Source organism: Mesorhizobium shangrilense (assembly GCF_028826155.1).
In the GTDB taxonomy this organism is placed as follows: domain Bacteria; phylum Pseudomonadota; class Alphaproteobacteria; order Rhizobiales; family Rhizobiaceae; genus Arvimicrobium; species Arvimicrobium flavum.
In genome coordinates this window covers 1,491,410-1,515,081 of record NZ_JAQGPN010000001.1, presented here as the reverse complement: position 1 = coordinate 1,515,081, position 23,672 = coordinate 1,491,410, and the positions used below count along the sequence as shown (strand labels likewise).

At 61.0% G+C, this 23,672-nt stretch carries 30 protein-coding genes; 18 read left to right on the top strand and 12 right to left on the bottom strand.

The annotated features are described in order from the left end of the window. Window positions 1–164: 164 nt before the first annotated feature. From PD284_RS07535 to PD284_RS07475, 13 genes are all read left to right on the top strand, one after another. On the top strand, window positions 165–365 hold the full coding sequence (locus tag PD284_RS07535) for a helix-turn-helix transcriptional regulator (protein WP_274627594.1): 201 nt from the start codon (window positions 165–167) through the stop codon (window positions 363–365). Further along, on the top strand, window positions 362–1,021 hold the full coding sequence (locus PD284_RS07530; protein WP_274627593.1) for a hypothetical protein: 660 nt from the start codon (window positions 362–364) through the stop codon (window positions 1,019–1,021). The genes PD284_RS07535 and PD284_RS07530 overlap by 4 nt, the downstream gene beginning before the upstream one ends. Further along, window positions 1,018–3,216, top strand: a complete 2,199-nt coding sequence (locus PD284_RS07525) for an AAA family ATPase (protein ID WP_274627592.1) — start codon at window positions 1,018–1,020, stop codon at window positions 3,214–3,216. The genes PD284_RS07530 and PD284_RS07525 overlap by 4 nt, the downstream gene beginning before the upstream one ends. 361 nt (window positions 3,217–3,577) lie before the next feature. Next, entirely contained in the window at window positions 3,578–4,078 is a 501-nt protein-coding gene (locus PD284_RS07520; RefSeq protein ID WP_274627591.1) for a hypothetical protein, read from the top strand. Window positions 4,079–4,154: 76 nt separating this feature from the next. Next, complete coding sequence (locus PD284_RS07515) at window positions 4,155–4,397, top strand: helix-turn-helix transcriptional regulator (protein ID WP_274627590.1); 243 nt, start codon at window positions 4,155–4,157, stop codon at window positions 4,395–4,397. Next, window positions 4,394–5,497, top strand: a complete 1,104-nt coding sequence (locus PD284_RS07510; protein WP_274627589.1) for a tyrosine-type recombinase/integrase — start codon at window positions 4,394–4,396, stop codon at window positions 5,495–5,497. The genes PD284_RS07515 and PD284_RS07510 overlap by 4 nt, the downstream gene beginning before the upstream one ends. A gap of 801 nt (window positions 5,498–6,298) precedes the next feature. Continuing rightward, complete coding sequence (locus tag PD284_RS07505; RefSeq protein WP_274627588.1) at window positions 6,299–6,880, top strand: hypothetical protein; 582 nt, start codon at window positions 6,299–6,301, stop codon at window positions 6,878–6,880. Beyond that, a complete protein-coding gene (locus PD284_RS07500) occupies window positions 6,877–7,095 on the top strand; it encodes a hypothetical protein (protein ID WP_274627587.1) in 219 nt (72 codons plus the stop codon). The genes PD284_RS07505 and PD284_RS07500 overlap by 4 nt, the downstream gene beginning before the upstream one ends. Further along, on the top strand, window positions 7,095–7,490 hold the full coding sequence (locus PD284_RS07495; RefSeq protein WP_274627586.1) for a hypothetical protein: 396 nt from the start codon (window positions 7,095–7,097) through the stop codon (window positions 7,488–7,490). Before PD284_RS07500 ends, PD284_RS07495 begins: the two co-directional genes overlap by 1 nt. Then, window positions 7,487–7,984, top strand: a complete 498-nt coding sequence (locus PD284_RS07490) for a hypothetical protein (RefSeq protein ID WP_274627585.1) — start codon at window positions 7,487–7,489, stop codon at window positions 7,982–7,984. Before PD284_RS07495 ends, PD284_RS07490 begins: the two co-directional genes overlap by 4 nt. Window positions 7,985–8,138: 154 nt before the next feature. Then, on the top strand, window positions 8,139–8,489 hold the full coding sequence (locus tag PD284_RS07485; RefSeq protein WP_274627584.1) for a hypothetical protein: 351 nt from the start codon (window positions 8,139–8,141) through the stop codon (window positions 8,487–8,489). Continuing rightward, the gene (locus PD284_RS07480) at window positions 8,486–9,964 is read left to right on the top strand and encodes a helicase HerA-like domain-containing protein (RefSeq protein WP_274627583.1); all 1,479 of its coding nucleotides are present in this window, start codon (window positions 8,486–8,488) and stop codon (window positions 9,962–9,964) included. Before PD284_RS07485 ends, PD284_RS07480 begins: the two co-directional genes overlap by 4 nt. 149 nt (window positions 9,965–10,113) lie before the next feature. Next, window positions 10,114–10,914 (top strand): MipA/OmpV family protein, encoded by an 801-nt coding sequence (locus tag PD284_RS07475; RefSeq protein WP_274627582.1) that lies wholly within the window; start codon window positions 10,114–10,116, stop codon window positions 10,912–10,914. Between the two features lie 96 nt (window positions 10,915–11,010). Here the strand turns inward: PD284_RS07475 and PD284_RS07470 are convergent, their stop codons facing one another. The 3 genes from PD284_RS07470 to PD284_RS07460 all read right to left on the bottom strand — a co-directional run bounded on the left by PD284_RS07470 (window position 11,011) and on the right by PD284_RS07460 (window position 12,335). After that, window positions 11,011–11,226: a hypothetical protein gene (locus tag PD284_RS07470; protein WP_274627581.1), complete on the bottom strand. Its 216-nt coding sequence runs from the start codon at window positions 11,224–11,226 to the stop codon at window positions 11,011–11,013. 457 nt (window positions 11,227–11,683) lie between these two features. Next, a complete protein-coding gene (locus tag PD284_RS07465) occupies window positions 11,684–11,809 on the bottom strand; it encodes a hypothetical protein (protein WP_274627580.1) in 126 nt (41 codons plus the stop codon). A 190-nt stretch (window positions 11,810–11,999) separates the two neighbouring features. Further along, window positions 12,000–12,335 (bottom strand): hypothetical protein, encoded by a 336-nt coding sequence (locus PD284_RS07460; protein WP_274627579.1) that lies wholly within the window; start codon window positions 12,333–12,335, stop codon window positions 12,000–12,002. A gap of 269 nt (window positions 12,336–12,604) precedes the next feature. On the opposite strand from PD284_RS07460, the gene PD284_RS07455 reads away from it, so the two are divergent. Beyond that, window positions 12,605–12,787 (top strand): hypothetical protein, encoded by a 183-nt coding sequence (locus tag PD284_RS07455; protein WP_274627578.1) that lies wholly within the window; start codon window positions 12,605–12,607, stop codon window positions 12,785–12,787. Between the two features lie 173 nt (window positions 12,788–12,960). Here the strand turns inward: PD284_RS07455 and PD284_RS07450 are convergent, their stop codons facing one another. Beyond that, window positions 12,961–13,428 carry an Hsp20 family protein gene (locus tag PD284_RS07450; RefSeq protein ID WP_274627577.1) on the bottom strand — a complete coding sequence of 156 codons (468 nt, stop codon included), beginning with the start codon at window positions 13,426–13,428 and terminating at the stop codon, window positions 12,961–12,963. 306 nt (window positions 13,429–13,734) lie between these two features. Between PD284_RS07450 and PD284_RS07445 the strand changes: the two genes are divergently transcribed. The 3 genes from PD284_RS07445 (at window position 13,735) to PD284_RS07435 (ending at window position 14,496) form a co-directional block, all read left to right on the top strand. Then, on the top strand, window positions 13,735–13,959 hold the full coding sequence (locus tag PD284_RS07445) for a hypothetical protein (protein WP_274627576.1): 225 nt from the start codon (window positions 13,735–13,737) through the stop codon (window positions 13,957–13,959). Next, entirely contained in the window at window positions 13,956–14,246 is a 291-nt protein-coding gene (locus tag PD284_RS07440) for a hypothetical protein (protein ID WP_274627575.1), read from the top strand. Before PD284_RS07445 ends, PD284_RS07440 begins: the two co-directional genes overlap by 4 nt. Window positions 14,247–14,313: 67 nt before the next feature. Continuing rightward, window positions 14,314–14,496, top strand: coding sequence for a hypothetical protein (locus PD284_RS07435; RefSeq protein WP_274627574.1), 183 nt, complete (start codon window positions 14,314–14,316; stop codon window positions 14,494–14,496). Window positions 14,497–14,571: 75 nt separating this feature from the next. On the opposite strand, the gene PD284_RS07430 is transcribed toward PD284_RS07435, so the two are convergent. From PD284_RS07430 to PD284_RS07420, 3 genes are all read right to left on the bottom strand, one after another. Continuing rightward, window positions 14,572–14,874, bottom strand: coding sequence for a hypothetical protein (locus PD284_RS07430; RefSeq protein ID WP_274627573.1), 303 nt, complete (start codon window positions 14,872–14,874; stop codon window positions 14,572–14,574). A gap of 197 nt (window positions 14,875–15,071) precedes the next feature. After that, entirely contained in the window at window positions 15,072–15,554 is a 483-nt protein-coding gene (locus tag PD284_RS07425) for a thermonuclease family protein (protein WP_274627572.1), read from the bottom strand. A gap of 79 nt (window positions 15,555–15,633) precedes the next feature. Next, window positions 15,634–17,220 (bottom strand): SH3 domain-containing protein, encoded by a 1,587-nt coding sequence (locus PD284_RS07420; protein WP_274627571.1) that lies wholly within the window; start codon window positions 17,218–17,220, stop codon window positions 15,634–15,636. Between the two features lie 133 nt (window positions 17,221–17,353). On the opposite strand from PD284_RS07420, the gene PD284_RS07415 reads away from it, so the two are divergent. After that, window positions 17,354–18,649, top strand: a complete 1,296-nt coding sequence (locus PD284_RS07415; RefSeq protein WP_274627570.1) for a hypothetical protein — start codon at window positions 17,354–17,356, stop codon at window positions 18,647–18,649. A 187-nt stretch (window positions 18,650–18,836) separates the two neighbouring features. Here the strand turns inward: PD284_RS07415 and PD284_RS07410 are convergent, their stop codons facing one another. From PD284_RS07410 to PD284_RS07390, 5 genes are read right to left on the bottom strand one after another with little or no spacing between them, the layout of a single operon-like run. Then, window positions 18,837–20,009, bottom strand: coding sequence for a hypothetical protein (locus tag PD284_RS07410; protein WP_274627569.1), 1,173 nt, complete (start codon window positions 20,007–20,009; stop codon window positions 18,837–18,839). 30 nt (window positions 20,010–20,039) lie between these two features. Continuing rightward, window positions 20,040–20,213, bottom strand: coding sequence for a hypothetical protein (locus tag PD284_RS07405; RefSeq protein WP_274627568.1), 174 nt, complete (start codon window positions 20,211–20,213; stop codon window positions 20,040–20,042). Window positions 20,214–20,238: 25 nt separating this feature from the next. After that, complete coding sequence (locus PD284_RS07400; RefSeq protein ID WP_274627567.1) at window positions 20,239–21,381, bottom strand: S49 family peptidase; 1,143 nt, start codon at window positions 21,379–21,381, stop codon at window positions 20,239–20,241. A gap of 17 nt (window positions 21,382–21,398) precedes the next feature. Further along, complete coding sequence (locus tag PD284_RS07395; RefSeq protein ID WP_274627566.1) at window positions 21,399–21,566, bottom strand: hypothetical protein; 168 nt, start codon at window positions 21,564–21,566, stop codon at window positions 21,399–21,401. Beyond that, window positions 21,563–23,620, bottom strand: a complete 2,058-nt coding sequence (locus PD284_RS07390; RefSeq protein ID WP_274627565.1) for a hypothetical protein — start codon at window positions 23,618–23,620, stop codon at window positions 21,563–21,565. Before PD284_RS07390 ends, PD284_RS07395 begins: the two co-directional genes overlap by 4 nt. Window positions 23,621–23,672: the final 52 nt, after the last annotated feature.

The following is a 23,672-nucleotide window of genomic DNA, read 5'->3' as shown; positions in this document are numbered from 1 at the left end:
AGGATGGTTTTGCTCTTGGAAATTTTTCCGTTGTTTTAGACGCACACAGCCGCTATGTAATGAACCGCTGTGACCTTAGTAAATTAGCCTCTTAGCAAATCGAGCCAATTGAGAAATTCAGCTCGGTCTCAGCGTTCCCAAAACGCAACGCTAGGAGCATCACAGTGGAAGTCATCCACATCAAGGACGTGTGCAAAAAGGTCGGTCTGTGCAGGACCATGATCTTCGAAATGTGCCGGGATGCCAGCTCGGACTTTCCCCGGCCGATAAGCTTGTCGCCAAGCGGTAAGCGCAAGGGCTTCATCAAATCCGAAATCGAAAACTGGCTCGAGAAGCGGGTCGCCGAGCGCGACCGGGCGGCATGAACGTCGCAAGCAATGGCCAACGGAACGCCGCAATCGCCGAACTGCAACGCCGGAATGAGCTCAAACCCCTGCTCGGTCTTTCCAAGCCGGTGCTGCAGTACGCTGCCGAGATTGTTGGTGGACGCCAAAAGGGCCAGGCCAACCAAAACGGCGCGGGCCTTCGTTTTCGGAGAACATTCGTGAAAGTAGACAATAATCCGCCGGCTTCGGACATCGATCTGGAATGGCTACTCCTGAAGAAGATGGGAGGGCAGCGTGAAATCCGCAGCGTGCCGGACGGCGTGATGTTGTCACAAGATGGTCATGAGCTGTTCGTGGCGGATGATCTGCGCGCCGAGCCCATCGATCAGGAACGTTTCTTTGCTCAACATCACGAGTGGACGAGGAGCGCAGCCGCAGCATTCATCTTGGTGCACGAGGAACGAAAAGGCGTGCTCCGCCGTCGCTCCAAAGGCTATTACGACAACAAGGTAGTGAACACCGTACTGAACACAATGGGCGAGTATGATCGCACCTTGCTTGTGAAGGCCTCCCAAGTCCGGACATATCTGTGGTTCGATTCCTACCTGGGGTGGTTGCCGGATGCTCAAGTGCGGGACATCCTCGATGCTGGCCGCCTGTCTTTTACGGGACAGATGTTTGGGAGGGCGGCATGAGCGAGACCGCCGAAAGGTTGGAGCCGAGCGAAATCGACTCTTGGACGGCCATCGAGTTCTTGAAAGCACTCGACCCTGTCGGCCGGCACAATCTGGTAGCCATTGACCCGAACACGAGGTCCGTCTCGGGGCGCACTTTTGAGCCGGGAACATGGCCGGACATTGAGAAGTGGGTGGAGGCGCGGAACGGCCGCACCAACGTCTATTTTTCCGTCAACGAGCCGCGCGCCGGCGCGCCGCATGACAAGCTTAAGAAAGGCGACATCGTCGCCGCGCGGGCTCTTCACGTTGATCTGGACCCGAGGAAGGACGCTGATCTGCCGTCAGAGCGGCAACGACTCCTGTCAGCGGTTTCCGAGGCCGCGGTCCAGCCGACTTTTGCGATTGACAGCGGCGGCGGCGTGCAAGCCTTCTGGAAACTCACACAGAAGATCCCGCTCACCGATGGCCCTGGCGACATTGAGCACATGAACCGCGCCGCCGCGGCGCTGTTGGGTGGCGGCGATGCGACGCAGAACATCGAGCGGATCATGCGGCTGCCGGGGACAATCAACATGCCCGACGCCGGTAAACGGGCAAGGGGCCGTACAGAACGGCGCGCAACTGTCCTGTGGCAGGATGGTCCCGTCTATGACCGCGCCACACTAGTCGCCGCGCTGCCGGCTGCTCCTAAGAGAACGGCAGCCGCCAATGATGATGATCCCCGCGTTCAGGCCTGCATCGCAGAGATCGAAGCTTCAGACTACCGTGCCGTGGACTTCGCGGATCTTCCGTGTGAGCTCGTCGGGCGTTTCGAGGAATTCCTCGAACAGCGGCAGCTTCGTGAGTTCTGGGAGGACCATAGCGACCCAGGAAACGAGAAACGGTTCGCGCTTGCCGGCCACCTCAAGCGGGACGGCAGTTTTGACGTCATCGACTATGCCCGGCTCGCGTGGATCTGGCCGCGGTCGACCAGCCGTCCTGACATCGAGGAAGCGCTCTCGCCTAGGGCGCTAGCCCGCGATTGGGTGAGGTGCTGGTCCCCCCCCGGCGATGACTTTGAGGCGATCGACTTGGATTTGGACGACCAGATAGCGCCGGACGAGAACACCTCGTCGACGAGCCACGAGACAACGGGCGAAGTGCCTGCGCCGCCGAAGCCACCGCGCTTCGTGCTCGAGACACTTGACGATCTGGCCAAGCTGCCGAAGCCTAAGTGGCTTGTAGAGGGCTGGGTTACGGAAAACTCCACCGGCATCCTCTACGGCAAGTGGGGTTCGGGAAAGTCCTTTTTGGCGTTCGATTTGGGGCTCCATATCGCATACGGATTGCCGGATTGGCACGGCGCTGAAATTTCAGGCCCGCCGCGCAAAGTGTTGGTTCTGGCCCGTGAAGGCCATCAGGGCTTCGTTGACCGCGCCGAAGCGTTCCGCCGGCGGCACGGGATCAAAACGATCACGCCCAACTTCGTGTTCATGCGCACGCCGGTTAACTTCATGAGCGCGCCGGACTTCAAAGCGTTGGAGGAGTTCATCCGCGACTACGGCGAAAAGTTCGCGCTCGTGATTATCGACACTGTTGCGAGGGTGATGGCCGGCGCCGACATGAGCGCCCCCGAAAGCGTGACGGCATTTATGGAGCGCTGTGACCGGCTGGCCAAGGCAGCCGGCGGAACAGTGATCGGTGTGCATCACGAAAACAAGAGCGGCACGATGATGGGGTCCACCTACTTCGAGGCCAACGCTGATTTCGTGTTTGGCTTGACGAGGGAGAATGCAGACAGCGCTCCTCTGTCGGAAGGCACCATAAAGTGCACAAAGATGAAGGATGGGCCGGACGGTTGGTCTCGGTCGGTCAAATTCACGACCGTTGAATGGGAGGCCGGAGGTGAGCCACGTGGCTCGCTCGCGGTGGACGCCATCCAACGGCCCGGCCGCAAGGGTATCGTTTCGGTGAGCAAGGCAGCGAGCGTGCTGCTCGACTGTCTGGAGCGTGCAATGGAGAATGCAGGAAGCAAAGCGGTTTCCTGGACGGAATGGCAGGAGACGCGGTGTCGGCACGGCAAGGCGGATTGGAAGTCGGGAGATCCGCTGCCGAAGAATTGCGGAGACTCGACCTTGTTGAGGCTGAGGCGCGAGTTGCTGGACTCAGACTTCGCCCACGATCACGGCGCCGGTCTCTTCGCAACGTTTGCGATCGAAGATGAGGCGGCTTGAGGTCGCCGCTAACTCTCACCAAGGAGGTGAGAAGGGGGCTCATTCTCACCTCCTTGGTGAGAGTCATTTTGGGAACTGTTCTCACCACTCTCACGAACTCTCACCAGACCTAAAATGTTGATTTAAATGTGGTTTCTGTTTTTCTCTCACTAACTCTCACTATAGTCTCACCGATCCGCCCACCTCAATTCTCACCACCGGCCAAGCCCTAAGCTTGGCCAGGTGAGAGTGGGGCAAAAGTGAGAAGGTCGAATGCCCCCTCCGACCGCGATACCGCCGCCGGCGTGCCGCGGCTCCTTCTTGCAAAAATCTGGACGGCGTGCCCAGATTGCGAGGGGATTGGAGCTTGGGAGGGGATGGCATGCGCCTTGCGACGCTTGCGCTTTTCACTGCATCGACTTTGAGCATCAACTCGGCCGCGGCAGATTTTCTGCGTTGGTCTGCCGAGATCGAAAATGATCCGTTCTCGGGCGGTCGGAAAGTCCTCGTCAACATGTCGACGATACGCTCGGGCGTTTTCATCGTGTGCGACACTGCTGAGCCAGGCGTCCGTGTTCGGGCCGTTCCTGGGTGGGCCTATGTGCCGGACCTGGCACTGATAGAGCCCACGATCGAATTCGCATTCGATGGGGAGAGGCTCCTCGGCGCCAAAGGGACAACTGGTGCCGTCGGCGATAATATCGCCGCCGCAGAGGTATTGCTCCAGGGTGACCAGGCGCGGCAGTTCGTATCCGCCTTTGCGTCAGCTCAGAGACAGGTTGCGATCAAAGATGGCATCAGCGACCAACCACACCTTTTGAAAGCTAGCGGGTCGACGAAGGCCGGCGAAGCTCTTGTGGGGTGTCTCGACAAGCAGACCTGAGCGGCGCAGCCATTGTTGGAAGTCGCCCGCTTGGCAACTCTGTCGCTGACGCCTTGCTCTTAAGAAGAAGCCACCAGTGAAACTCGATGGTCCGAAGCTCCCCCCAAACCTGCCGCCCCGCGGCCTGTCGCGCACTGAGGCCGCCGCCTATGTCGGCGTCTCGGCTTCATTGTTCGATCAGATGGTCGGAGACGGTCGCATGCCCAAGCCTAAAGAGATCAACGGCCGTCGGGTGTGGGACATCCGTCGCGTCGATAAGGCATTTGATGAGCTGCCTGGCGATGACGCCGAAATGACAGACGAGTGGGCATACGATTGACCGGCCGAAAGCACAGGCGGCTGCCAAAATATGTCACCGAGTTCACGGCCGGCGGCAAGACCTATGTCTATTTTAGGAGGCACGGCAAAAAGGTCAGGATCAAAGGAACGCCCTGGTCCGACGATTTCATGCAGGCGTACCGTGCCATGTTGTCCGCTCGCGTCGAATCTCCGCCTCCAGTTCGCATTGGCGTCGTCAACGGTACGCTGAAGAAGCTCGTGAACGACTACTACGAGTGCGCGGAGTTCAGCCGATTGGACGATCGCACGCAGCGCGTCCGCCGTGGTATCCTCGATCGGATCTGCGAGATCCCGCTCCGGAAGGAGAAGCCCAACGGCAAGCAGTTCGGCGACATGCCCTTAGGGATGATCACCGGCAAGGTTGTGCGCGCCATCCGAGACCGCGATACGCGCGACACGCCGGAGGCGGCCAATGCCCGCGTGAAGGCGCTACGGCAGGTGTTCACCTTCGCCATTGCCGACGAGCAGCTAGACAAGAACCCGGCGCGCGACATCCCCTACATCCAGACCGGCTCGCAGGGCTTCCACTCGTGGGAGATCGAGGAAGTCGAGAAGTTCGAAGAGCGGCACCCCGTCGGCACGAAAGCACGGTTAGCCCTGGCCCTCCTGCTCTACACCGGCCAGCGCAGATCCGACATCGTGACGTTCGGGCGCCAGCACGTCCGCAGCGGCTGGCTGAAGTTCACCCAAGTGAAGAACAAACGCAACAAGCCGGTCACGCTCGAGATACCGATCGTCGACGAACTCCAACGCATCATTGACGCCAGCCCGACAGGCGACCTCAACTTCCTCGTCACCGAATTCAAGAAGCCCTTCACCGCGAACGGCTTCGGCAACTGGTTCCGCGACCGATGCGACGAGGCCGGGCTTCGGCATTGCTCCGCGCACGGGCTGCGTAAGGCGGCCGCCGCGCGCCTGGCCGATCAGGGCAAGAGCGAGCACGAGATCATGGCCATCACAGGCCACCAGACCTCCAAGGAAGTGACCCGCTACACCAAGGCGGCCAGGCAGAAGGTTCTAGCTGCCCGCGCGTTTGGTGTCCCGATCGCTGGTTCAGAATTTGCCGACGAGAACCTCTAAAACTTCGCGCCTTTGGACCGTGGGGAAGAACCCCTACGAAAAAAAGTAAGGTCCGCGACACCAGGCAGGCTGGCGACCCTCGACCCGCCCCTCTCAAACACGGTCCCTAAACGTCATTCTTGAAAGTGAGCGCCGGGCGCTCGAGGCGGCGGGCGATCCGGGCCAGCCTAGACGCTGCGCGAAGGTGGCGCTGCAGTCATCGACATGTAGGCATTTATTCCTGAAAAGTCAAGGCCTCGCCTGAGCTCCACGAGGGCAGCGCACAGCCTAGCGGGCGCAGGCTCCCACCGTGCCAGGACCCCCGCGCCACAGCGCCGGCATGCGCAGCAGCGTGCGAGCTGCGGCACGCACCCGCGCCCTCGACGAGGGCAGCACGGCAGCCCGCCTTCCGCCTGACGTCGGCTAGTCCTGGAGCACTCGAAAGAGAGCCAAAAGTCGGCATAAATCGTTGATTGGACTCGCTTTTTTCGTTGCGAATCCCTGCGATTTTGCTACTATGAAGGTGCAAGAAAAACGACCCGGAGCGAGGTTGCAGCCTCCCACCGGGTCTCACCGAAACCGAACCTCAGGAGTTCGATCATGGCTGCTCGTAGCCTTACCATTTCACGCCACGATTTTGCAAACCTTCGCGAGCGCATTCGCCGCGATGACCGCCGTGCCACTCGAGCGGCAAAGCGCGCCTGGATCGACTGCCGGTAAGCCGGCTTAGCGCGCACCCACACTCACCCAAAACATCAACGCAGCTCGCCGCATGCCGCGCTTTCCAGCGCGCCGGCGAAGCCTTGCTCAAGGACTCCCATAATGACCAAACACCGCGAACCATCGCCGGCGGCAGTGCTCGCCGCAACGCTGGACTCTGAACCTGGCGACCATTCAATCGGCTATTACGCGGCCGTTGATGCCGAAGCGCTTGTGCGCCTGGGTAAGCGTTACGATCCCGCCGCGCGCCGTGTGCTTGCAAGCTGGACCGACGCCGATGAAACGGCCGCCGATAAGGCCGAAGAAAAGATTGCATGTAGAGGCGACTATCGGCACGCATTACGGCGCGGCCACGCTCGACTCCGTGAAACTGGCGGGGGCGCGGCTATGAAGATCTCGCCCGACGCCTGCACGGCCCGTGGCTCCGGCTTGCATCCGGCAGACCAGGCGTTTGTGCTTGCCGCCTACGTCCACCGCTTCAGCGGGGACCACACGCCCGCCTGGGCATTGCGACCGAGGCCTGATGGCACCGCGTATCCTTTGCAGTTTGCCAGCGACGCGGAATGGCTGGCGAACAGCCGTTTCGCCGTGCGGCGGGACGGGCGTCTAGATCGCCGGGTGAAGCAGTGCTTCTCGAGCCCCACCTGGCCCAACAATCCCGAGCTCCGGCGAGGTGCATCATGACGCGCACCGACCTTGTCGATCTGGCGCACGACGTCGCCAGCCTCGCCGCCGTGGCGCTGTTCGTGATGGGCGTGAGCGCCGTGGCCGATCGCCTTTGCGCGGTGAACTCGCGCGCCGCTGCGTGCGAGATAGCGGCGACCGAGCCGACCGACTGGAATTTGGAGCAGTGCAGCGGCGAGCCGATCAGCCTGCAAAGCGCGATGGAGGACAAGTGATGTCCACCTTTGAGGAAATCGACCGCGCATACCTGCAGGCGGCTCGCGTTGTGGAACGTTACGGCGAGCGCTTTATGCCCCTTTTCGACCGCATGGCGGATGAGCGCGAGAAAGCCCTGGCCCGCGAGGATCGTCTCGCGCAGGCCCTCAAACGACTGCGACCGTCTCGCCCGGCCGAAGATTCAGAAGCCGCGGCCCCGCTTCAGCAGCGCGCATTCGACTTGCTGCGCCGGATTAGTCAGCGCGCGTCGTCTGATCCGCTCGGCTTTGACCTGATGCGCGAGGTTGATGCCGTCGTCAGGGATATGGACGCCGCGCCGCCTGGCGGTTCGCAGCCCGCACGCCGGGCACGAACCAAAATCAGATCGATTTCACGGAAGGGGAGGCGGATATGAGCCTTGGAGAAACACAATCCGATAGACCTGTCGCCCGCGACGGAGCGCGCAGCCTGACGAGACGAAACACGGTACGTTCCGCGGTCGAGTTTCTGCCTGACCTCGAGGCGGCACTCAAACAATCGGGTCTTGGCGACGGCGCATTCGGTGCCCGGTTTTTCGGCAGTCGAGACTTCGTTGGGCGAATCCGCCGCGGCGGTGGAGTTTACGCACCAACGCTGGCCAAGATTGAGGCCGTGCTGGATCTGTTGGCGCGGGGCGAATTGGCCCCGGCACCAGATCCTTGCACCGCCGCGGAATACCTCGCGCGCCTTGAAGCCGCGCGCCACGCGCTCGGCCTGCGGGAGGGCACATTCGCGCGGCGTTACCTGGGCGACGGCACCTTTTTTGCAAGAGCCCGGCGCGTCGAAAAATTCATGCCCGAGACCATGGCGATGCTTGAGCGCGTGCTGGCCGAACTGGAAAGCAAATCGCGCGACAGCAACAGCGCCTGACGACCATTCGCTGCACGGGGCAGCGATAACCGCGGATCGCGCCGGCATGGTGCCGGGCGACCGCATTCACCTGGCCAAGGGACGGCCTTCATCCGAACGGGGATTCTAAAAAATGCGGACGATATCAATCGCTTTTGACTCGGAGTCGATCGGCATGGCGTGCGGCACGGCTGGTCATGTCGTGACAATGCCGCTGTCCAGCACAGCCAATGCAATTGCAAGGCTCGATGAGCTTCGGGCCGTCGGCGTCGATCGACTGTGCTTGCCGACAGGCTCCAATTGCGCGGCGATTGCAGCCTGGGCTGCTGCGGCGGCGTTGCCGATCAATTTGATCGACGTCGATGCTGCAGCGCAGTTCTTCTGCGGATCGGAGGACGCGGCCACCGTTGTTGCGGAAGCCGAGCGGCGTGCGTTCTACGTGACCGACGCCGAGGCGCAGGCAATCGCGGCGTTCGATTTTGTGCTCGGCGGGCATGTGGTGACTCGCGCTGGAGAATTCCAGTGACGGGCGCCGCAATCACGATCGGGGTGACGAAGGACGGCAGGGGTATCTCTCTGCCGCTCCGCCTGGCCAATCGCCACGGGCTGGTTACCGGCGCGACCGGGTCCGGGAAAACTCGAACCCTTCAAGTTATGGTCGAGCAGCTGTCGGCGGCTGGCGTGCCGGTCTTCGCTGCTGACGTGAAAGGCGATCTGTCGGGGTTGGGAAGCCCTGGCGTGGCCAACGGCCCCCCAGCGGCCCGCGCCGCCGCCTTAGGGCGCATCTGGGCGCCTGAGGCGTTCCCGGTAGCCTTTTGGGATCTCTTCGATTTGCACGGGCTCCCAATCCGCACGAGTGTCCAGGACATGGGGGCGCTGCTCCTGTCTACAATGTTGGGGCTCAACGAGACGCAAGCCGGGGCCATGGCCATAGCGTTTCGAATTGCTGATGAGCGGTACGAATGGATGCTGACGCTGAACGATTTGCGCTGGACCCTCAATGACATGCTGGAGGACCGCGAGTCTGTCTGCCGTCAATATGGCAACATCACCGCGAGCTCGATTTCGGCCATCCAGCGCGGCATCCTTGCGCTCGAGGCGCAGGGGGGCGATCGTCTCTTCGGAGAGCCGCCGTTCGACATTTCCGATTTCATGCGCGTGGCACCTGACGGCCGCGGCATAATCAATCTTCTGCACGCTGACCACCTGATGGAAAGCCCGAAGACGTATGCGGTTTTTCTGCTCTGGCTGCTGACAGAACTGTTCCGTCGGCTGCCCGAAGCGGGCGATCTTGAGAAACCCAAAATCGCCTTCTTCTTTGATGAAGCGCACCTGCTGTTCCGCGACGCGCCGCCGGCCCTTCTTCAGCAGATCGAACGTTTGGTCCGCTTGGTCCGATCCAAGGGGGTGGGTGTATTCTTCGTGACGCAGAGTCCGGCGGATGTGCCCGACGTCGTGCTCGAACAACTCGGAACGCGTGTGCTGCACGGAATGCGTGCGCATACTGCCAAGTCTATGCGTCAGGTGAGGGCAGCAGCCGACACCTTGCGACCGAACAAAGGCGTTGTCGATGCGCGGGCGGAATTGCCAGCGTTGGCCACGGGTGAGGCGCTCGTTTCGGTGTTCGGCGACGACGGCGCGCCCGCGCCCGTGGAGAAGGTCGCCGTGCTGCCGCCGACGAGTTCGATGGAGCCGATATCTGAGCTCGAGCGGCGCACAGCGATCGAGGGAACGGAATTGCGCACGAAGTACGCTGCCGGCCTCAGCGACAACGCCGCCGCCAGCCAATTCATACGGAGGCAGAAGATCGCGCGTGGGATTGACCCTGGGCCAGAAGTGGCGCCCGGCGATGACTGGCAACCGGGCGACTACGCGAAATTTCTGCCGAACATCACACCGGTGGCGCGGCGCGAACCGCGGGCCAAGCGGCGGGATTTGGTCATGGCGCTGGTGTGCGGGGCGGTGGCGGTGGGATGCTTTTGGTGGACCGGGCTGGTCTGACGAGAGGCTGACGGCCGGGTTCGACGGTGGCCGTTCGGCCACACGTTGTCGTGTATGTGTCGTCTTGCGCGTTATCTTATCGAACGAACCTTGCGCTGCAGTAGAACCCGGTACACGCTTCACTTGCGAGCGTCGGAGATACCCCGGACATGTGGACGAGAACAGGAATAGCGACCCTCTTTTGCGGGCTCCTGTCCACCGCTGTCGGGGCCGCCGACAATCTGGAGGCGCAGGTTTCCCAATCTGATATCGACATCATCATAGAGCTCGGTTTCGGCGGCAAGTGGCAGCCCGAATACGAGGGTTCCGACGATTACGAACTCTCCCCCTGGCCGACCATCGGAATTGGCTACGTGGCGCTTCCGGGGCTGTTCACGATAGGAACCGTTGAGCCCGACCGTGCGGGTTTGTCGTTTGGCCCTGCCTTCAACTACATCTCCGAGCGAAACCTCGACGACGATCCGGACCTGTTTGGGCTGGATGAAGTCGACTCGACTTTCGAAGCCGGTATCGGCGCCAGGTACCAATGGACCCACGCGGAGGTATGGGGCGAGGTGAGATACGCTTTCGGGGGAGCGGAAGGTTTCGTCGGTGAATTTGGGGCGAACGCGGTAGTGCGACCCGTGCCGGAGCTGGAGTTGAAGCTCGGGCCTTTCGCCAGTGCCGCCTCCGGCGACTACATGCAGAGCTATTTCGGTGTGTCGCCAGAGGAGGCGGCCAACACCGGATTTCGCGTCGCCCCCTACGATGCCGACGGCGGCTTCAAGACCGCCGGCCTGAAAGGCTCGGCCCGGTATGAATTCCGTCCAACCTGGTTCCTGAATGGCGAGGCTTCGTACAGCAAGCTGATCGGTGATGCCGGTGATTCCCCAATCGTCGAAGCCGGGGACGAGGACCAGTTCACGTTAGGCTTGGGGATCTCGAAGAAGTTTTCGCTTGATGTCTTCTGATCGAGCGCGGCAGCCCAGGCACGCACCCAAAAGTCGGAGTGGAAGGACTGCGCCCCGGCCGCCAGTTGGCGCCTATGACCGACCATACCGCTTAGGTTAGGCCCTTGGACTGAACTCCGCACCGCTGCTTCCCGCCCAACTGCGGCCGATCTTTCGCAACAGCTGAGCCTCCCGCACCAGGGAAGCCCAGTCGACGCCCAAAGTAGCAATCGGCTCGCGCGCTTGAGCCTCGGAGATGCCGGTTTCAGCAACCAGGCGCTTTGCCAGGGGGACTAATTTTTGTGGCGGATCGTCCTTGTCGCCGTCTGCCATTTTCCTTGCCTGAGCCATATCACGGTTGGAGAGCACAACGCTCGCGGCCCCTAATGTTTCCCGGTGAATAGAGAGACGGGGGGCGCAGCCATGTGGAGCGGGGGAGATAGAGCAGGGTCACCATCAATTCACATAGCGCTGCCGCATCGTTTGAGATATCGTGCCCGTCACCTGCCTGTTCTGGCGTGGGGGGTACTTGAAAGACGATCTGCGCTTTCGCCCAAACCACAGGGGAGAAAGCCATACCTTTCCCGAACATTTATGGCCCCGATCAGATCGAGATCCTTCGCACGGCTCTGGACGAGCATTGCGCGGCCAAAGGCATTATTAACCCCGACGATCGCGAGGATGTGGCGCATCGTCTGATGGGCTTGTTCGTTCGTGGAGCAACAAATGTGGAGGCGCTCCGAGCCGGTCTGGACGCCGATCATTCGGTCCGGGCGGCCGAGTGATGCGATCAATGAAGTGAACGCACATCCAGCATCCAGGCGATGCCCGCTGCAAAAGCGACCGACAGTGCGACCAGCGCCCGCTTGATCCTCTGGCGTCGACGGGTTCGTTCACCTGTCCAGTCGTAGCTCACGTCAACCTTCCCAGAGCGCTGCAGTTCACTGTACTCAGCTACGGCAGATTGCAGGTCGAAGACAACAAAAAAAGACCCGCCGGCCGAAGCCAGCGGGCGCGTTGCCTGAGGCGGTACTCGAAACATGTCCGCTGAGGCAATGTCGGTGGGGATTCTGAAGAAATGGTTAGCGGCAGAAAGGGCCCGGTCGTCACTCGGCGCACGCTTCGTCCTGGGCTTTGGCTGCGGCTGTCTTCTCCCCGCGCTGTTGGGCTTCGATATCTTGCTGCGAGGTGGCCAGATCCTTGTTTCCGCCGCCTTCCTGATCAGCCAACGGCATCGTGCTGCCATCCTTCGCAACCGGATTGCCGGCCTTCGCCTGCGTATCCGGGGTCTCCAGAGGGGCGTGCGTCCCATCCTTGGCTATGCCGGCCGTCTTGTTTGCATCAACACCCTGGCGGGCAGCATCAGTTGGACAAGCGGCAATGGCGGTACCGGCTGAGAGGCCGGTCGCGGCGGCGACAACAATTGCAGACAACAGTTTCATCGCGCATCTCCTCGGTTTCTTTTGCGAGACGATGGCTCGCCTGTCGTGGCTCGACCGAGGACCATACTTCCGACGCGCCATCGCTCGGTTGGGGATCACCCAACGTTGGAGGCAGGACAATGTTCCGATAGCGAAGGAAGGGGAGCGCCGGCACGCAGCTGCGGAGCTCACTGCAGACATCAGCAGCGCCGACCTGCAGATCATCCTTCGACGCGCAGCCTTGAGAACCTGAACTGGATTGAGTGATTCCAACCTTATAGAGTTGCGCGATGAACAAGCGCATGCTCGCCTATGTGGTCTATGCTCCTCCAGCGAAGGGGCTGCCGTTTTTGGCGGTTAGCCTGGCCCCGGACGGGAGCGTGGTTGCGAAAGCCTTTGACACAGCCGAAGAGGCTTCGGCTTACAACTCTGAGATGGCAAGAAGCCGCTACGCAGGCGGCGTGAAGCACTAGCTCATCAGTCCGCAAGTGCATTCAGGCGGGCGGCGCGGACGTGGCCGGGACGGGGGTTGGAGCAACGATGCGGCGTAGGCGGTCGCTCTGATCTCAAACGAAAAGAGCCCGCGCATCCGTTGGGACACGCGGGCGAATGATCAGCACGTCGGAATGCGCGCGCCCCGTATCCCTCAGGCGGCAACCTCGCTCTCAATCCGATTCGCCGGCTTCTTGCCCATTTCCGCCTTGATCGCGATCTGGCGCGGCTTCATCTCCTCAGGAATCTCCTTTTTGAGGTCGATGACCAACAGGCCGTTCGCAAGCTTGGCGCCAATGACGCTGACATGGTCAGCAAGCTCGAAGCGGCGAGCGAAAGGCCTGAGTGCAAGGCCATGATGAAGGTACTGAACCGCGCCGGTCTCGACCTTCTCACCGTTGATCACGAGCATGTTGGCCTCCTGCGTTATGGTCAACTCATCGTCGCTGAAGCCTGCAACCGCGATCACAATGCGATAGGAGTCCTCGCCAAGCTTGGCGATGTCATACGGCGGCCAGTTGTCGCCGTTTTGCGGCACGCTTGCCTTCTCGAGAAGGTCGAAGATTCGGTCGAAGCCAATGCTCGAGCGATAGAAGGGGGAGAAGTCCATACTCGTTCTCATAGCTACATCCTCCTTAGAGCAACATAGATACGAGGGGCGCCAAGAAGCCTTGGCGCTCCCTGACCGCGCCGGCCCCATCACAGCGGCCGACGCGAATGAGTTGGGTATCGTCCTTCCGCGCGTCAAGGGGAAAAAAGCAGGGGCGACACCCGCCCGCGCGAGGACCGATCTGCTGGAAGCGCCGGCACGCAGCGCGCCTGAGTGGCGCGGGTTCGGGCGGAGCAAGCAGGGGAGCCGTGCAGCGTCTTGCGCCTCTCTCCCGGTGGTGGCAGGTTTCCGCCTTTGGTGAACCTTGGGAGGGGCCCAGTGACGCCAGATCGCTTATCCGAGTGCCTGTCGATAATCCGATGGACGCCCGACACGCTGGCGCGGGCGCTCAAATGCGACGTGTCGCTGGTCGAAGCCTGGCTTGGTGACACAGAGGAGATTCCCCCGAAGGCCGGCGCCTGGCTCGAAGCCCTGGCGATCACTCACGCGGCGACCGAGGCGTTGAAGCCGGCTGGCCTGAAGGGACGGAGGGCCAAGGCATGACGATGCTATCTTACGCCAAGGAACTCGAGGACGCTGCGGAGCGCATCGCCGACATCAGCAGCGCCGACCTGCAAATCATCCTCCGCCGCGCAGCCTTGCGCATTCGAAACTCAGCCATGATCCCGCTGGACCCTGAGTGGAACGACGCTCTCGATGCGGTGGCTGGAGAAATTGGCGTGCCCCGCAACGAGGTGATCCGTTCGATCGTCAAGGATTGGCTTGCGGGCAACGGCTATCTGCCGGCGCGGATCATCGACGAGGACAGCGCGACAGACGGAAGCGCGTAGTTCTGCGCCCTCTGCGGAACGTTCGCCTCTCGGTGGGGTTCATGCCTCATCAGAAGTGGAGGCAGCCATGCCAGGCGAAAACAAGCGAGAAACCGGCGGTCGAGTGCTGAAGGAAGACCTTCGCTCGCCGCGACCCAATCCCACCCACACGGGCGACCGCGGCGATGAACCGAAAGAGCCCTACGGGCTGACCCGCCCGGTAGACGAAACCGAGGAACAGACGAGGACGTCTGACGGCACGCGGCCGTAGCGCCTTGCGTCCCTCTACCGAAGGTGGCAGGCTCCGTCCTATGCCTTGGGAGGGCTTGGGGGATGTCCATCAAAATCACCGCCAGCTTCGCGCATCTAGATCCCGCTGATCGAGAACGTATTTCATCGCGGCGTCCCGGTCGCAGCGTAACTTTTTTCGGGTGCTGGCGATCAGGTCTTCCCGCCGTTTCTCGTCCATCAGGGCGAAGACATTTCGGAAGCGGAGTTCCGTCGCAGACATCCGGTGACGCCATGGTCTTCTGAGGCTCGCGCCCGAGACGACCAAAGCCAACAAGCCCAAAGATGCAATGGCTACCGCCGCCAGGATGGCGGTCGTCGCTTTGGCCTCTGCCAACGTCAAGTTTTCCACAAGGCTCATGACGTCAATAATCGCTCATGCTGATTGCTGAAAAGCAAATGCAGAGCGTACTTGTCTACGTTTCATCCTGCGAGCATGGCGCGCATGGTGGTTCTCCGGGTTGTTGAGGGGTTAGGAGGCGAAGTCGCCCTTGATCATGAAGGCAATGATCCCGGCGATGATGCCGCCGATGAAGACGCGAAGGTGGAACAGGCGGTTTATGCGCCCTCGCGCCTCAGCCGCCTAGCCTCCCACGGCTCGACGAAGGTCCCGCGCCACATGCACGACTTGGCTCGACGGGCAGCAGCCTGATCGTGGACATACCTTCCTTTTGAGTACCGCGGCCAGTCGAGCGCGTGACCCTGCCTGACCATCCAGGCGTTGACGTTCGCTCCGTCGGCCCGATAGCAAACACCGACGCGCCGGTCATAGGTACGGCCCTGAAGATGGCAGGTGACCGGCCGGGACGCAGACAGGAATACGTCCAGCGCCGAGGCTGCGATCCGTCCGCAGGGGTAGTCCTTGCCGGCGCCGTCCTGGCACCGCTGCCAACTTTCAGGCGCGTCTATCCCATCAAGCCGGATGCGCTGACCATGAACATCGATCGTGTCGCCGTCGACGACCGCTGCGCGACCTGTGATGACCGAGTCGGCCAGGGCTGGGAAGGTGAGGAGGAGCAAAACTGCGGCAGTACGGACCATTTGCGGCTGGGAATTAGGGCGTGATACGCTTTGGCGGGGAGGCTTGGTCGCGCAAGTGTTTGCATGCCAGACAACGGACTTATTGATCGTCACTGCGATCTCTCAGAAACGCCCTCGACAGCACCGGATCTATGCGATCGGCATTCTCATGCGCCCATTGGGCCCATGCTTCAAATTTAGTTTGAGGCACCGGATCGGCCGTGTCTGCACTGGCCCGTCGTGCGGCTTCGACGTATGCCCTGATGTCTTGAGCTTGACGGAACGTTGACGCTTCGCCGAGCAGTCGATCGACACGTGCCTTTTCCGCTTTGACGCGAGCCTCTGCCGCAGCGCGAATTGCCTCCTCATGTCGCTTGCGTCTGTCTTCGATAAGCTGCTGCTTGTGCTGCACAAGCCATCGGTGATGATTGATCTCTCCCTCACGATAATTCATTTCAGCGAATACGATGACGCTGACAACAATGTCGGTCGCATGGCCCTCAACAGGGTCGTGAGGACGATCGCTCCACGTCTTATGAGTGGGCGACGACCGATGGTGGCTGATCTCAACGGTCATCGGTGCCGATGCCGGTCTGTTCGCGTCTCTATCGCTCCGCCAGCCGTATCGGTCGGGTTCTGGATGGTCGGCTTTTATGAAAATCGTCTGTTCCCCGACCGTCACCTCGAAATCGTCTGGGTCTTGCTTTCGAGCGATGACGCTCATCCCTTCGCGTTGAAGGGCGATGAATAGACCCGACAACAGCCTCAGACGGCGCCGTTCGAAAGGAAAATCAAATAGGGGCCCGTCCGAAAGTGAAAGGTACTTAGCCCTAGACTGCTTGTCCCGACGAACCTCGTCTTCCTTGAGAAGACGAGAGATTTGATGGTGAGGGCGATTCAGATCTCGGGGAATGCTCACTGTCCCGATGAGCTTTCGGACTCGCACAGATAGCTGCTCTTCGCTCTCTGTAAATTCCGGTGGCGGAGGGATGTCCATCTCCTCAAGATTTTTTGGGATAGAGTATCGATCCCAACGCGCTCGACCGGATCGGACGATTTCAGGCATTCCAAACCCCCGAACCGGCAAAGGCTCAACCGAAGCCTTCGCTCCAGATCCTACCTTCGCCCAGTAACCCCTCGGCGGAAGTGGGATGCTGTGCTTTCGACACATTTTCGCGAAACCCACGTCAGAAACGCCGTGCTCTGAGGCAATGTCGCGAACGGGCCTTGCCCAAACCAGCTGATAAAGCTCTTCTCGGCTAAGCGATTGCTGCATTTCCGCCACCCTACTCTCCCTCGAAGCACACCGGCTGGCGGCCCCCTGGCCGCCGCGCACCCATCCTTCGCTGTTTTCGTACGATATTCGATGCCAGCCGTCGCGAACTCCGCTCGACGTTAATCTCGCACCCTTTTCGAGTGTAAGCAGCGGAACAGATTTGGTGTTGGGCTCTGCACGAACGCGCACCCGCGCCGTCGTGAACATCTCACGCACTTCGGCCACGGGCAGTGGCTCGTCAGGCTTGGCGACAGCGACGTCAACGACTGGCCTTGAGGGATCAGTGATAGCATTAGGGATGATCGTCTTTGCCGGCCACTGTGTCAGCGGCTTGGAATGCCCCGATGCACTTAGTTGCGCGGCCTTCGGTGGCGGTTCGCGATCGCCGTCATCCTTGTAAATCAATGCCACGGCCAAGCCTGCCGCGACAGCCCATCCAAGTCTTGATCCAATCCCCATCTTTCCCCCAGAAGACGGGATCACAACTTGAAGAGTTTGTCGATGGCAGCAATCATGTGACGGGGAAGCAGAAAAGGGGCGGCCAATGCGATTCGTAGCTTTGATCTTGGCGCTCCTTGCCTATGCTGCGCCCTCGGCTGCCGCAAACATCACTGCGTCAGCATCCAACGAATGCCGACTTCGCTTAGATGGCGAGATAGGGCCCGGCGACTATCAGAGGTTTCTCGACGCTGCGCGATCGGCCCTTCGTGGTCTCGATGGTGAGTCGACGTCGAGAGACGTTGTGTGTCTCAACAGCCCTGGAGGAAGCCTTTCAGAGGGTGTCCTGTTCGCGAAGCACTTCTATGAGAAGGGAATTGGAACGGTCGTTGGCGATGGGGATCACTGCTATTCCGTCTGTGCCGTCATGTTCATGATGGGGATAGCCTCCGGCCCAGAAGTTAGTTTCATCAACAGAAAACTACACATCCGTGGGTTTCTCGGATTTCACCGTCCGTACCTTGACGTTCGTAACGAGGGCTACGTGCAGACCGAGTTTCTCGCTGCAGCATATGATGCTGCGTTCCAGTCGGCCCTCAATTTGCTCACCGTTGCCAACAGCAAATCGCCTTGGTCCAACGCCGCAATGATGAAGTCGGATCTGCTTCACAACATGCTGAAACACATCGGCGACGATTTGTACATGATCGACACTGTCGACAAGGCGGGCCGCTGGGACATCGAACTCTTTGGGTTTGCTTCCCCTAGTCTCCTGACGCCTGCGCAAGCTTTTTATGCTTGTGAGAATGGACTTCAATGGCAAACGGGCGTGACTGATGGCGAGATCGAGTTTGAATTCTTGAGCCAGGGCGCCACGCCACAAGTCAGAATCGTTGACTCAACACCTGGCGGACAAGCGTATGAGGTCCGAGGATTGGCAGACGGCTATGCCGCCGAGGGATGCATAGTCTCGACCGACCAAGATTCGTTACTCGCCTGCGGAGAGGATGAATATACATCCACCATCCTCGGCGATGGGTCTTGTGACGAAACGAACTTCAGAGAGAAGCGCAGCTATCGCATCCCACCCATCGCGATATTTAGCCCAGGGACAAAGATTGTGGATCTGGCCGCGGTCGCAGGCACGAAAGGGACGTGCTTCGTCCTTAAGAAGGATGTCGTCACGGATAGGGAGCCCTGCGATATCTCCCTGAGCGTTGACGAGGGCAAGCAGGTTACATCGTTCGTCTGGCCATCGGGCGGCAAAACTATTGTTACCGTATCGAATGGAAATGTCCGTTTGAACGGCGTGATCACAGCATTGCAGCCAAAATCGCAGTATGGAACCTGCCTTCTAAACATCGAGAGTGGAAACGATTTTTGCTATAAGCCTGCCTCTTGAGCAGACCGATACCCCAAGAGGATATGGTCTGTCACATGGCCGCCCCCGACGCTCACACATCGAGGGCGGCCTGTCCGCGCCACGTCGGTGGCCATGGCAGCGGAAGTTGCTGAGCTCGGAAACCCTCCGGGGACAAGCCGGCCGGCTCAGCGTGTAGCGGCGGTCGGAGTACCCCGCCGCAACCTCGTCACGCGGCCTGGTGCGTCGCGTGCAGCATCTTCGGCATCGGGATCTCCTTGCCCTCGAAGAAGCCCAGCGGGTCGCCGAGATCCTCGAAATCGAGGAAGTGCTTCGGGCCCTCCCAAGACGCCATGGCGGTCTTGCGGTAGTTCTGGTCTGCCTCGTAAGCGTCACGGCCTTCCGGCGTGTCGATGCGCAGAACGAAACCGGCTTCGACCGCAGCGTTGGCCACCGGCTCAGGCAACCAGCGCTTCACACGCCGTGAGCAGGTTTCCCAGCAGCTGAAGTCGGAGTCGTTTTTCACGTAGCGGAAGTCCTTCGTGACGAATACCTCCACCTCGGAATGCTCCGGCCGCTTCGGTTCGGGTTCCACTTCCGGCGCGTGCTCAATGCGCCGTCCCGACGCGAGATCGACATCACCGCCGCGAATGGCGTCAGCGTGTGCCCGGTTGCGATCGCCGATGAGCGTGGCCGCGGCGGCGGACGCGTCAGCGCCCATTGGAAGTTCGCCCCAAAGCTTGGTCGTCGGTGTCTGATCGATTTCAAAGAACCGGTGCACGCTGAACCTGGACCTGTCCTCGATGAACATCTCCGGCTTGTGGCGGTAGAGGCTCTCGGCCAAGATGACTGTCGCCAGCTCGTGCGGACGCGCTGGCCCTCCGGGGCGCCCATACTCCGGCCACTCGATCTCGATCAACGCGTAGTCTTCGGGGATCGCCTCCTTGAGTTTGTCGAAAGCCTTGGCGAGGCCGGTGACCGCCTTCTCGAGTTCTGCCGCGGCTTCGTCCACCGCGTCGGCGATACCCTCGAAGTGGTTCGCGACCTGCTCGCGCTTCCCGGCCAGATCTTGCGCCTCGCGCTCGGCGGTCACGGCTGAGATCTGGTTCTCGACGTCGCTAAGCGCATCCGCGTACATTTGGGTCTGATCCTCGGCGTCACGCACCGTCCGCGAGAGCGAGGTGACGTCGGCGGTCGGCTCTGACGCCAGTGCGGCACGCCGTTGCTCTTTCGCCCTGTCGAGGGACGCCCGCGCCTCGTCATAGCGAGACGCCAGTTCCTCGCGCTTGGCCTGTAGCCTGTCGAGATCCTTGCTCAGCCGCTCGACGGCGGCATTGGCATCTGCGACCGCCTTCGACGGACGGCCACGGCGCTTTGGGATGAGATTATCGATGAGGGACATTTTGGGAGCTCTCCTTTGTCCTATTGGCGATTAGCGGTTGTTGAGACGGCCGGTGCCGTCGTCATTCCGGGCTTCATCCTTGGCAGTGTCACGGGGAGTTCCGTTCACCCTGGAGACGGCCTTGTCCCAGAGATCGCGGTCGCGCTGGACAGCTTGAGCCGACGGGTTTTTCGGCTTCGGCAGGTACTTCTCGAGGTGGTTCATTTCGTTCTCCGTATGGATTGTGTTGTTAGTGATCGGATTTCACTGCGTGCGGCCCCATTCCTTCGTTCACGCGATCAACTGCCGCCTTCCAAAGCGCGTCGATCCTCGTCTTCTTCTCCGCCTCAATCCGGGCAGCTTCGGCCGCCTGAGCCGCCTTGTGATCGGCAATCATCTTCGCGACCTCTTCAGGGGAGCGGTGAGGAACGGCTGACGCGGCTGCTGTCGGCTCGTTGGCGTCCGTCGATTGGTGCGATTGGCGGCCGCTGCTGCCGGCCGCCCTTGGAGGCGCAGCCCGCCGCTGTGCGCTTGCCAGGACATTCTCGAATTGGTCGACGTTGTCCGCCATTCCTGCCTTGACGGCATTGGCGCCAACCTCAACTCCGCCTTGGCCGAATTTGTCGACCACAGTCTGAGTGCTGACGCGGCGGTGTTTCGCGACGCTCTTGATGAAAACATCCGCGAGATCGTCCACGATCTTCTGGACGACGGACCTGCCGGCTTCCGTATCGAGCTTCGGCCGCTTGTTGGGCGCGTTGGAAGAAACGAACTCGAACCTCTTGATGCCTCGCTTTTCGTCCGCCTTCGACGTGTCGGTTAGCGTCATCGATACGCCGATGCTGCCCAACATGGCGGAGTCGCTGACAACGACACGTTCCGCAGCGCTGGCGATCCAATATGCGGCTGAGCAGGCCTGGCCGCTGACGTAGGCGGTGACGGGCTTCTTGCCACGCAGTGCATACACGGCCTCGGCGAGAGCACCGCAGCCGTGTACTTCACCGCCGGGCGAGTCGATGTAGAGGACGATCGATTTGATGTTGTCGTTGTTGGCGACGACGTGCAGATCCCGGAATACGGTTTCGTACGTGGGGAGCCCGAGCAGCTGGGACAGCCAACTTTCGCGCTTCACGAGCGTCCCTTCCAGGTAGACAATTGCGGTGTCGCGACCACGCACACCGATGCGCCGCGTTCCCGGCAGGTGTGTTGCGCGATATGCTTCGAGCGCTTCCGGCTCGAGGAACTCACCTCGTGCAAAACGCTCAAAGGCGGTTTCCCCGGCGCTCATGAGGCTGTCGAGCGCATTTTCGGCGAGCGCCCAGGCGCTGCCCATATTGAGATCGTAAAAGATCGTCGGGGTCGGCGGGCCAACGTTGAGTTCTTTCACTTCCATCGAATTCTCCAGTTCGATCAAAGAGGGATTTGCGGCGCCCAAAGGCGGATGAGCAGCCACGTCACGCCGAGGGCGCAGAGGCTGTAGGCCAGCGCGTTCGCACGGTCCCATTTTCCGCGGCTGAATGTGCCGTAGAGCAGGGCGGCGCCGATGACGGTGGCAAGGATGTCCAGGGCGCCGATCATGGCGACACTCCGTAGTCCACCATGGCGCGGCGTAGCTGGCGGTCGGTGTTGTCGTTCGCGTCTGAAATTGCAGATCCGAGCCGTTGCAACTCCGACAGGGCCGTGCGCACCTTAGAAATCAAGGTGTCGATCGCTGAGCTGTCGATGTCCGGCCGCACGGTAACGCCGAGCGAGGTCTCTACATCGCTGCCTGTCTGGGCCGCCTTAGCGCGGAGATTGTCGAGATCCGTGAGAGCGCTCTCAATGCCTGGCATCGGGCCGGCGCCAAGTCCGGCGCGGTGCATACCGCCTTCGAAAGCAACCCCGTGAAAGCGGTGTGCGTTCGCGGCGTTCACAGCGGCTTCGGGGTGCTCGTAGTAGTTCGGAGGCGGTCCTTTCTGATCCTTGGCATTGGACGCCGAGAAGTCGGTGACGATCTTCTGAGCGGACAAGGCCGCGGCCACGGCCGCCATTACGCGTGGGTCGGTGATGAAGCCGAACAGCCCTTTCTTCTTCCCGGTCCCTCCGACGTCTGCGATGTCCCCGCCGGCCTGCAGGACTGCTGCACGCTGCAACGCGGTTGCCGCCAGATTGAGGTTTGTGCCGGCGGATATGAGGCCCGTTATCGCCGTAGTGACCTTGTAGGTGGTCCAGAGGCCTCCAGCCCCAGCCGCGGCAGCAGCGCCATAGGTGATGGTAGGGTCGCCTTCCCGAATGCGTTTCTGGAAGGCGTTGATGCCATCGGCGAGGCTGTTGAGCCCGCTGGTGATGGATGACATCGGCAACACCGCTGCCGACAGGTTTTCGAGGCTGGATTTGAAGCCCTCCCAAGCCGCGAAGGGATTGTCGATCTGGATCTTGTCGGCCGCATCGAGCCCGAGCGCGTTCGGTAAGCGCCCCTCGACCAGGCGGCGATACTGCTGCATGGAGAGGATTGCCCGAAGGATGAGGTCGGAGGACAAACGGTTGTTCGTGAGCTGGCCAACGACGCGCGCCAGCTCGGTCTCATTTTCAGTGTCGACGCCCCGCTCGCGCAGCTTGGGCAACATTGTGTCCCAAATCCACGTCAGGGGATTTTCCGTGAACTTTTCCTGGTTGAGGAGCCGCCCAGCATCGTCGCGGAGACCCAAGGCCTTCTGCTCGCCGAGGGCCTTCTTGGACGCACGTCCGACAATGAACTGATCGAACGCAGCCCGCAGTTGGGTGCCGCTATCAGAGCCGCCGCTTTCGGCGATGAGCATGGGCAGCCATTTGAATAGAAAATCGTCGCCGAAGACCTTGCCGCCCGCCCGGGCAAATTTGATGGCCTCCGCGAAGGCGGTCGGGTCCATATCCTTCCCAACGACCTGCTGGGCTTTCAGGTAGTTCTCGATGCCAAACCGATACTCGTCGGGTGTAACGCGTTCGATATTGTCGAGCGCTTTGTTGAACTGCCGGAGACCGGCAATCGCGCCCTCCGGTCCCATCACGTTGGACAGGACCAGATAGGCCTTCGCCATCTCTTCGGAGACGGCCAGGGCCGCATCTGTTGAAGGCATCGACAGCGATGCCTCTTTCATCACCTCGTAGATTTGGGATTTGGAGAGCCGAAAGCGGCCGGACAGATCATCAGCCCGTGTATCGATCTTGCCGCGTTCATCGGACGACAGGCCGGCGTATTTTGCTTCCGCTTCCACCCGGCGTTCATTCGAAGCGGAAATCAGCGCCTCACGACCCAGGACGCCGCTCATGTACGCGCCTGTGTAGGCGCCTCCCATCACCATGAAGGGTTTGAGCCCCATGCCAATGCTGCGGTTCATGGCCAGAATGCGCTTTTCGGTCTCCTGCGCCTCGGCCCGTACTGTCGCCAGGTGTGAGACAGTGGCTGCCTTCCACGTGGAGATGCTTTGCTTGCGCAGCGCTGCAGCGACATTCTTGCTGTCGAAATCAGCGTGCAGCGCGCCCCAGGAGCGCCGGATCGCTTCGAGCTCGGCAGGCGTCGCCTTCAACTGAGCCAACTGCTTGCCGAAAGCCGCTCCCCAATCACCGGAACGCATCTTTCCGAGGGCGCTCGCAGCAGTTTCGATGTCGCGCATTGTGCGCGTCACCTTGTCGGCTTCGCCCAGTCCCTCGGAGCGAAGCTTTATG

Coding starts and splice junctions, on each gene's coding strand:
- PD284_RS07475 (WP_274627582.1), top strand. CDS start 10,114: ATGTGGACGAGAACAGGAATAGCGACCCTCTTTTGCGGGCTCCTGTCC.
- PD284_RS07435 (WP_274627574.1), top strand. CDS start 14,314: ATGCCAGGCGAAAACAAGCGAGAAACCGGCGGTCGAGTGCTGAAGGAA.
- PD284_RS07430 (WP_274627573.1), bottom strand. CDS start 14,874: ATGAGCCTTGTGGAAAACTTGACGTTGGCAGAGGCCAAAGCGACGACC.
- PD284_RS07495 (WP_274627586.1), top strand. CDS start 7,095: ATGTCCACCTTTGAGGAAATCGACCGCGCATACCTGCAGGCGGCTCGC.
- PD284_RS07455 (WP_274627578.1), top strand. CDS start 12,605: ATGAACAAGCGCATGCTCGCCTATGTGGTCTATGCTCCTCCAGCGAAG.
- PD284_RS07505 (WP_274627588.1), top strand. CDS start 6,299: ATGACCAAACACCGCGAACCATCGCCGGCGGCAGTGCTCGCCGCAACG.
- PD284_RS07470 (WP_274627581.1), bottom strand. CDS start 11,226: ATGGCAGACGGCGACAAGGACGATCCGCCACAAAAATTAGTCCCCCTG.
- PD284_RS07415 (WP_274627570.1), top strand. CDS start 17,354: ATGCGATTCGTAGCTTTGATCTTGGCGCTCCTTGCCTATGCTGCGCCC.
- PD284_RS07450 (WP_274627577.1), bottom strand. CDS start 13,428: ATGAGAACGAGTATGGACTTCTCCCCCTTCTATCGCTCGAGCATTGGC.
- PD284_RS07460 (WP_274627579.1), bottom strand. CDS start 12,335: ATGAAACTGTTGTCTGCAATTGTTGTCGCCGCCGCGACCGGCCTCTCA.
- PD284_RS07520 (WP_274627591.1), top strand. CDS start 3,578: ATGCGCCTTGCGACGCTTGCGCTTTTCACTGCATCGACTTTGAGCATC.
- PD284_RS07440 (WP_274627575.1), top strand. CDS start 13,956: ATGACGATGCTATCTTACGCCAAGGAACTCGAGGACGCTGCGGAGCGC.
- PD284_RS07500 (WP_274627587.1), top strand. CDS start 6,877: ATGACGCGCACCGACCTTGTCGATCTGGCGCACGACGTCGCCAGCCTC.
- PD284_RS07525 (WP_274627592.1), top strand. CDS start 1,018: ATGAGCGAGACCGCCGAAAGGTTGGAGCCGAGCGAAATCGACTCTTGG.
- PD284_RS07485 (WP_274627584.1), top strand. CDS start 8,139: ATGGCGTGCGGCACGGCTGGTCATGTCGTGACAATGCCGCTGTCCAGC.
- PD284_RS07390 (WP_274627565.1), bottom strand. CDS start 23,620: ATGCGCGACATCGAAACTGCTGCGAGCGCCCTCGGAAAGATGCGTTCC.
- PD284_RS07490 (WP_274627585.1), top strand. CDS start 7,487: ATGAGCCTTGGAGAAACACAATCCGATAGACCTGTCGCCCGCGACGGA.
- PD284_RS07395 (WP_274627566.1), bottom strand. CDS start 21,566: ATGATCGGCGCCCTGGACATCCTTGCCACCGTCATCGGCGCCGCCCTG.
- PD284_RS07400 (WP_274627567.1), bottom strand. CDS start 21,381: ATGGAAGTGAAAGAACTCAACGTTGGCCCGCCGACCCCGACGATCTTT.
- PD284_RS07530 (WP_274627593.1), top strand. CDS start 362: ATGAACGTCGCAAGCAATGGCCAACGGAACGCCGCAATCGCCGAACTG.
- PD284_RS07405 (WP_274627568.1), bottom strand. CDS start 20,213: ATGAACCACCTCGAGAAGTACCTGCCGAAGCCGAAAAACCCGTCGGCT.
- PD284_RS07410 (WP_274627569.1), bottom strand. CDS start 20,009: ATGTCCCTCATCGATAATCTCATCCCAAAGCGCCGTGGCCGTCCGTCG.
- PD284_RS07425 (WP_274627572.1), bottom strand. CDS start 15,554: ATGGTCCGTACTGCCGCAGTTTTGCTCCTCCTCACCTTCCCAGCCCTG.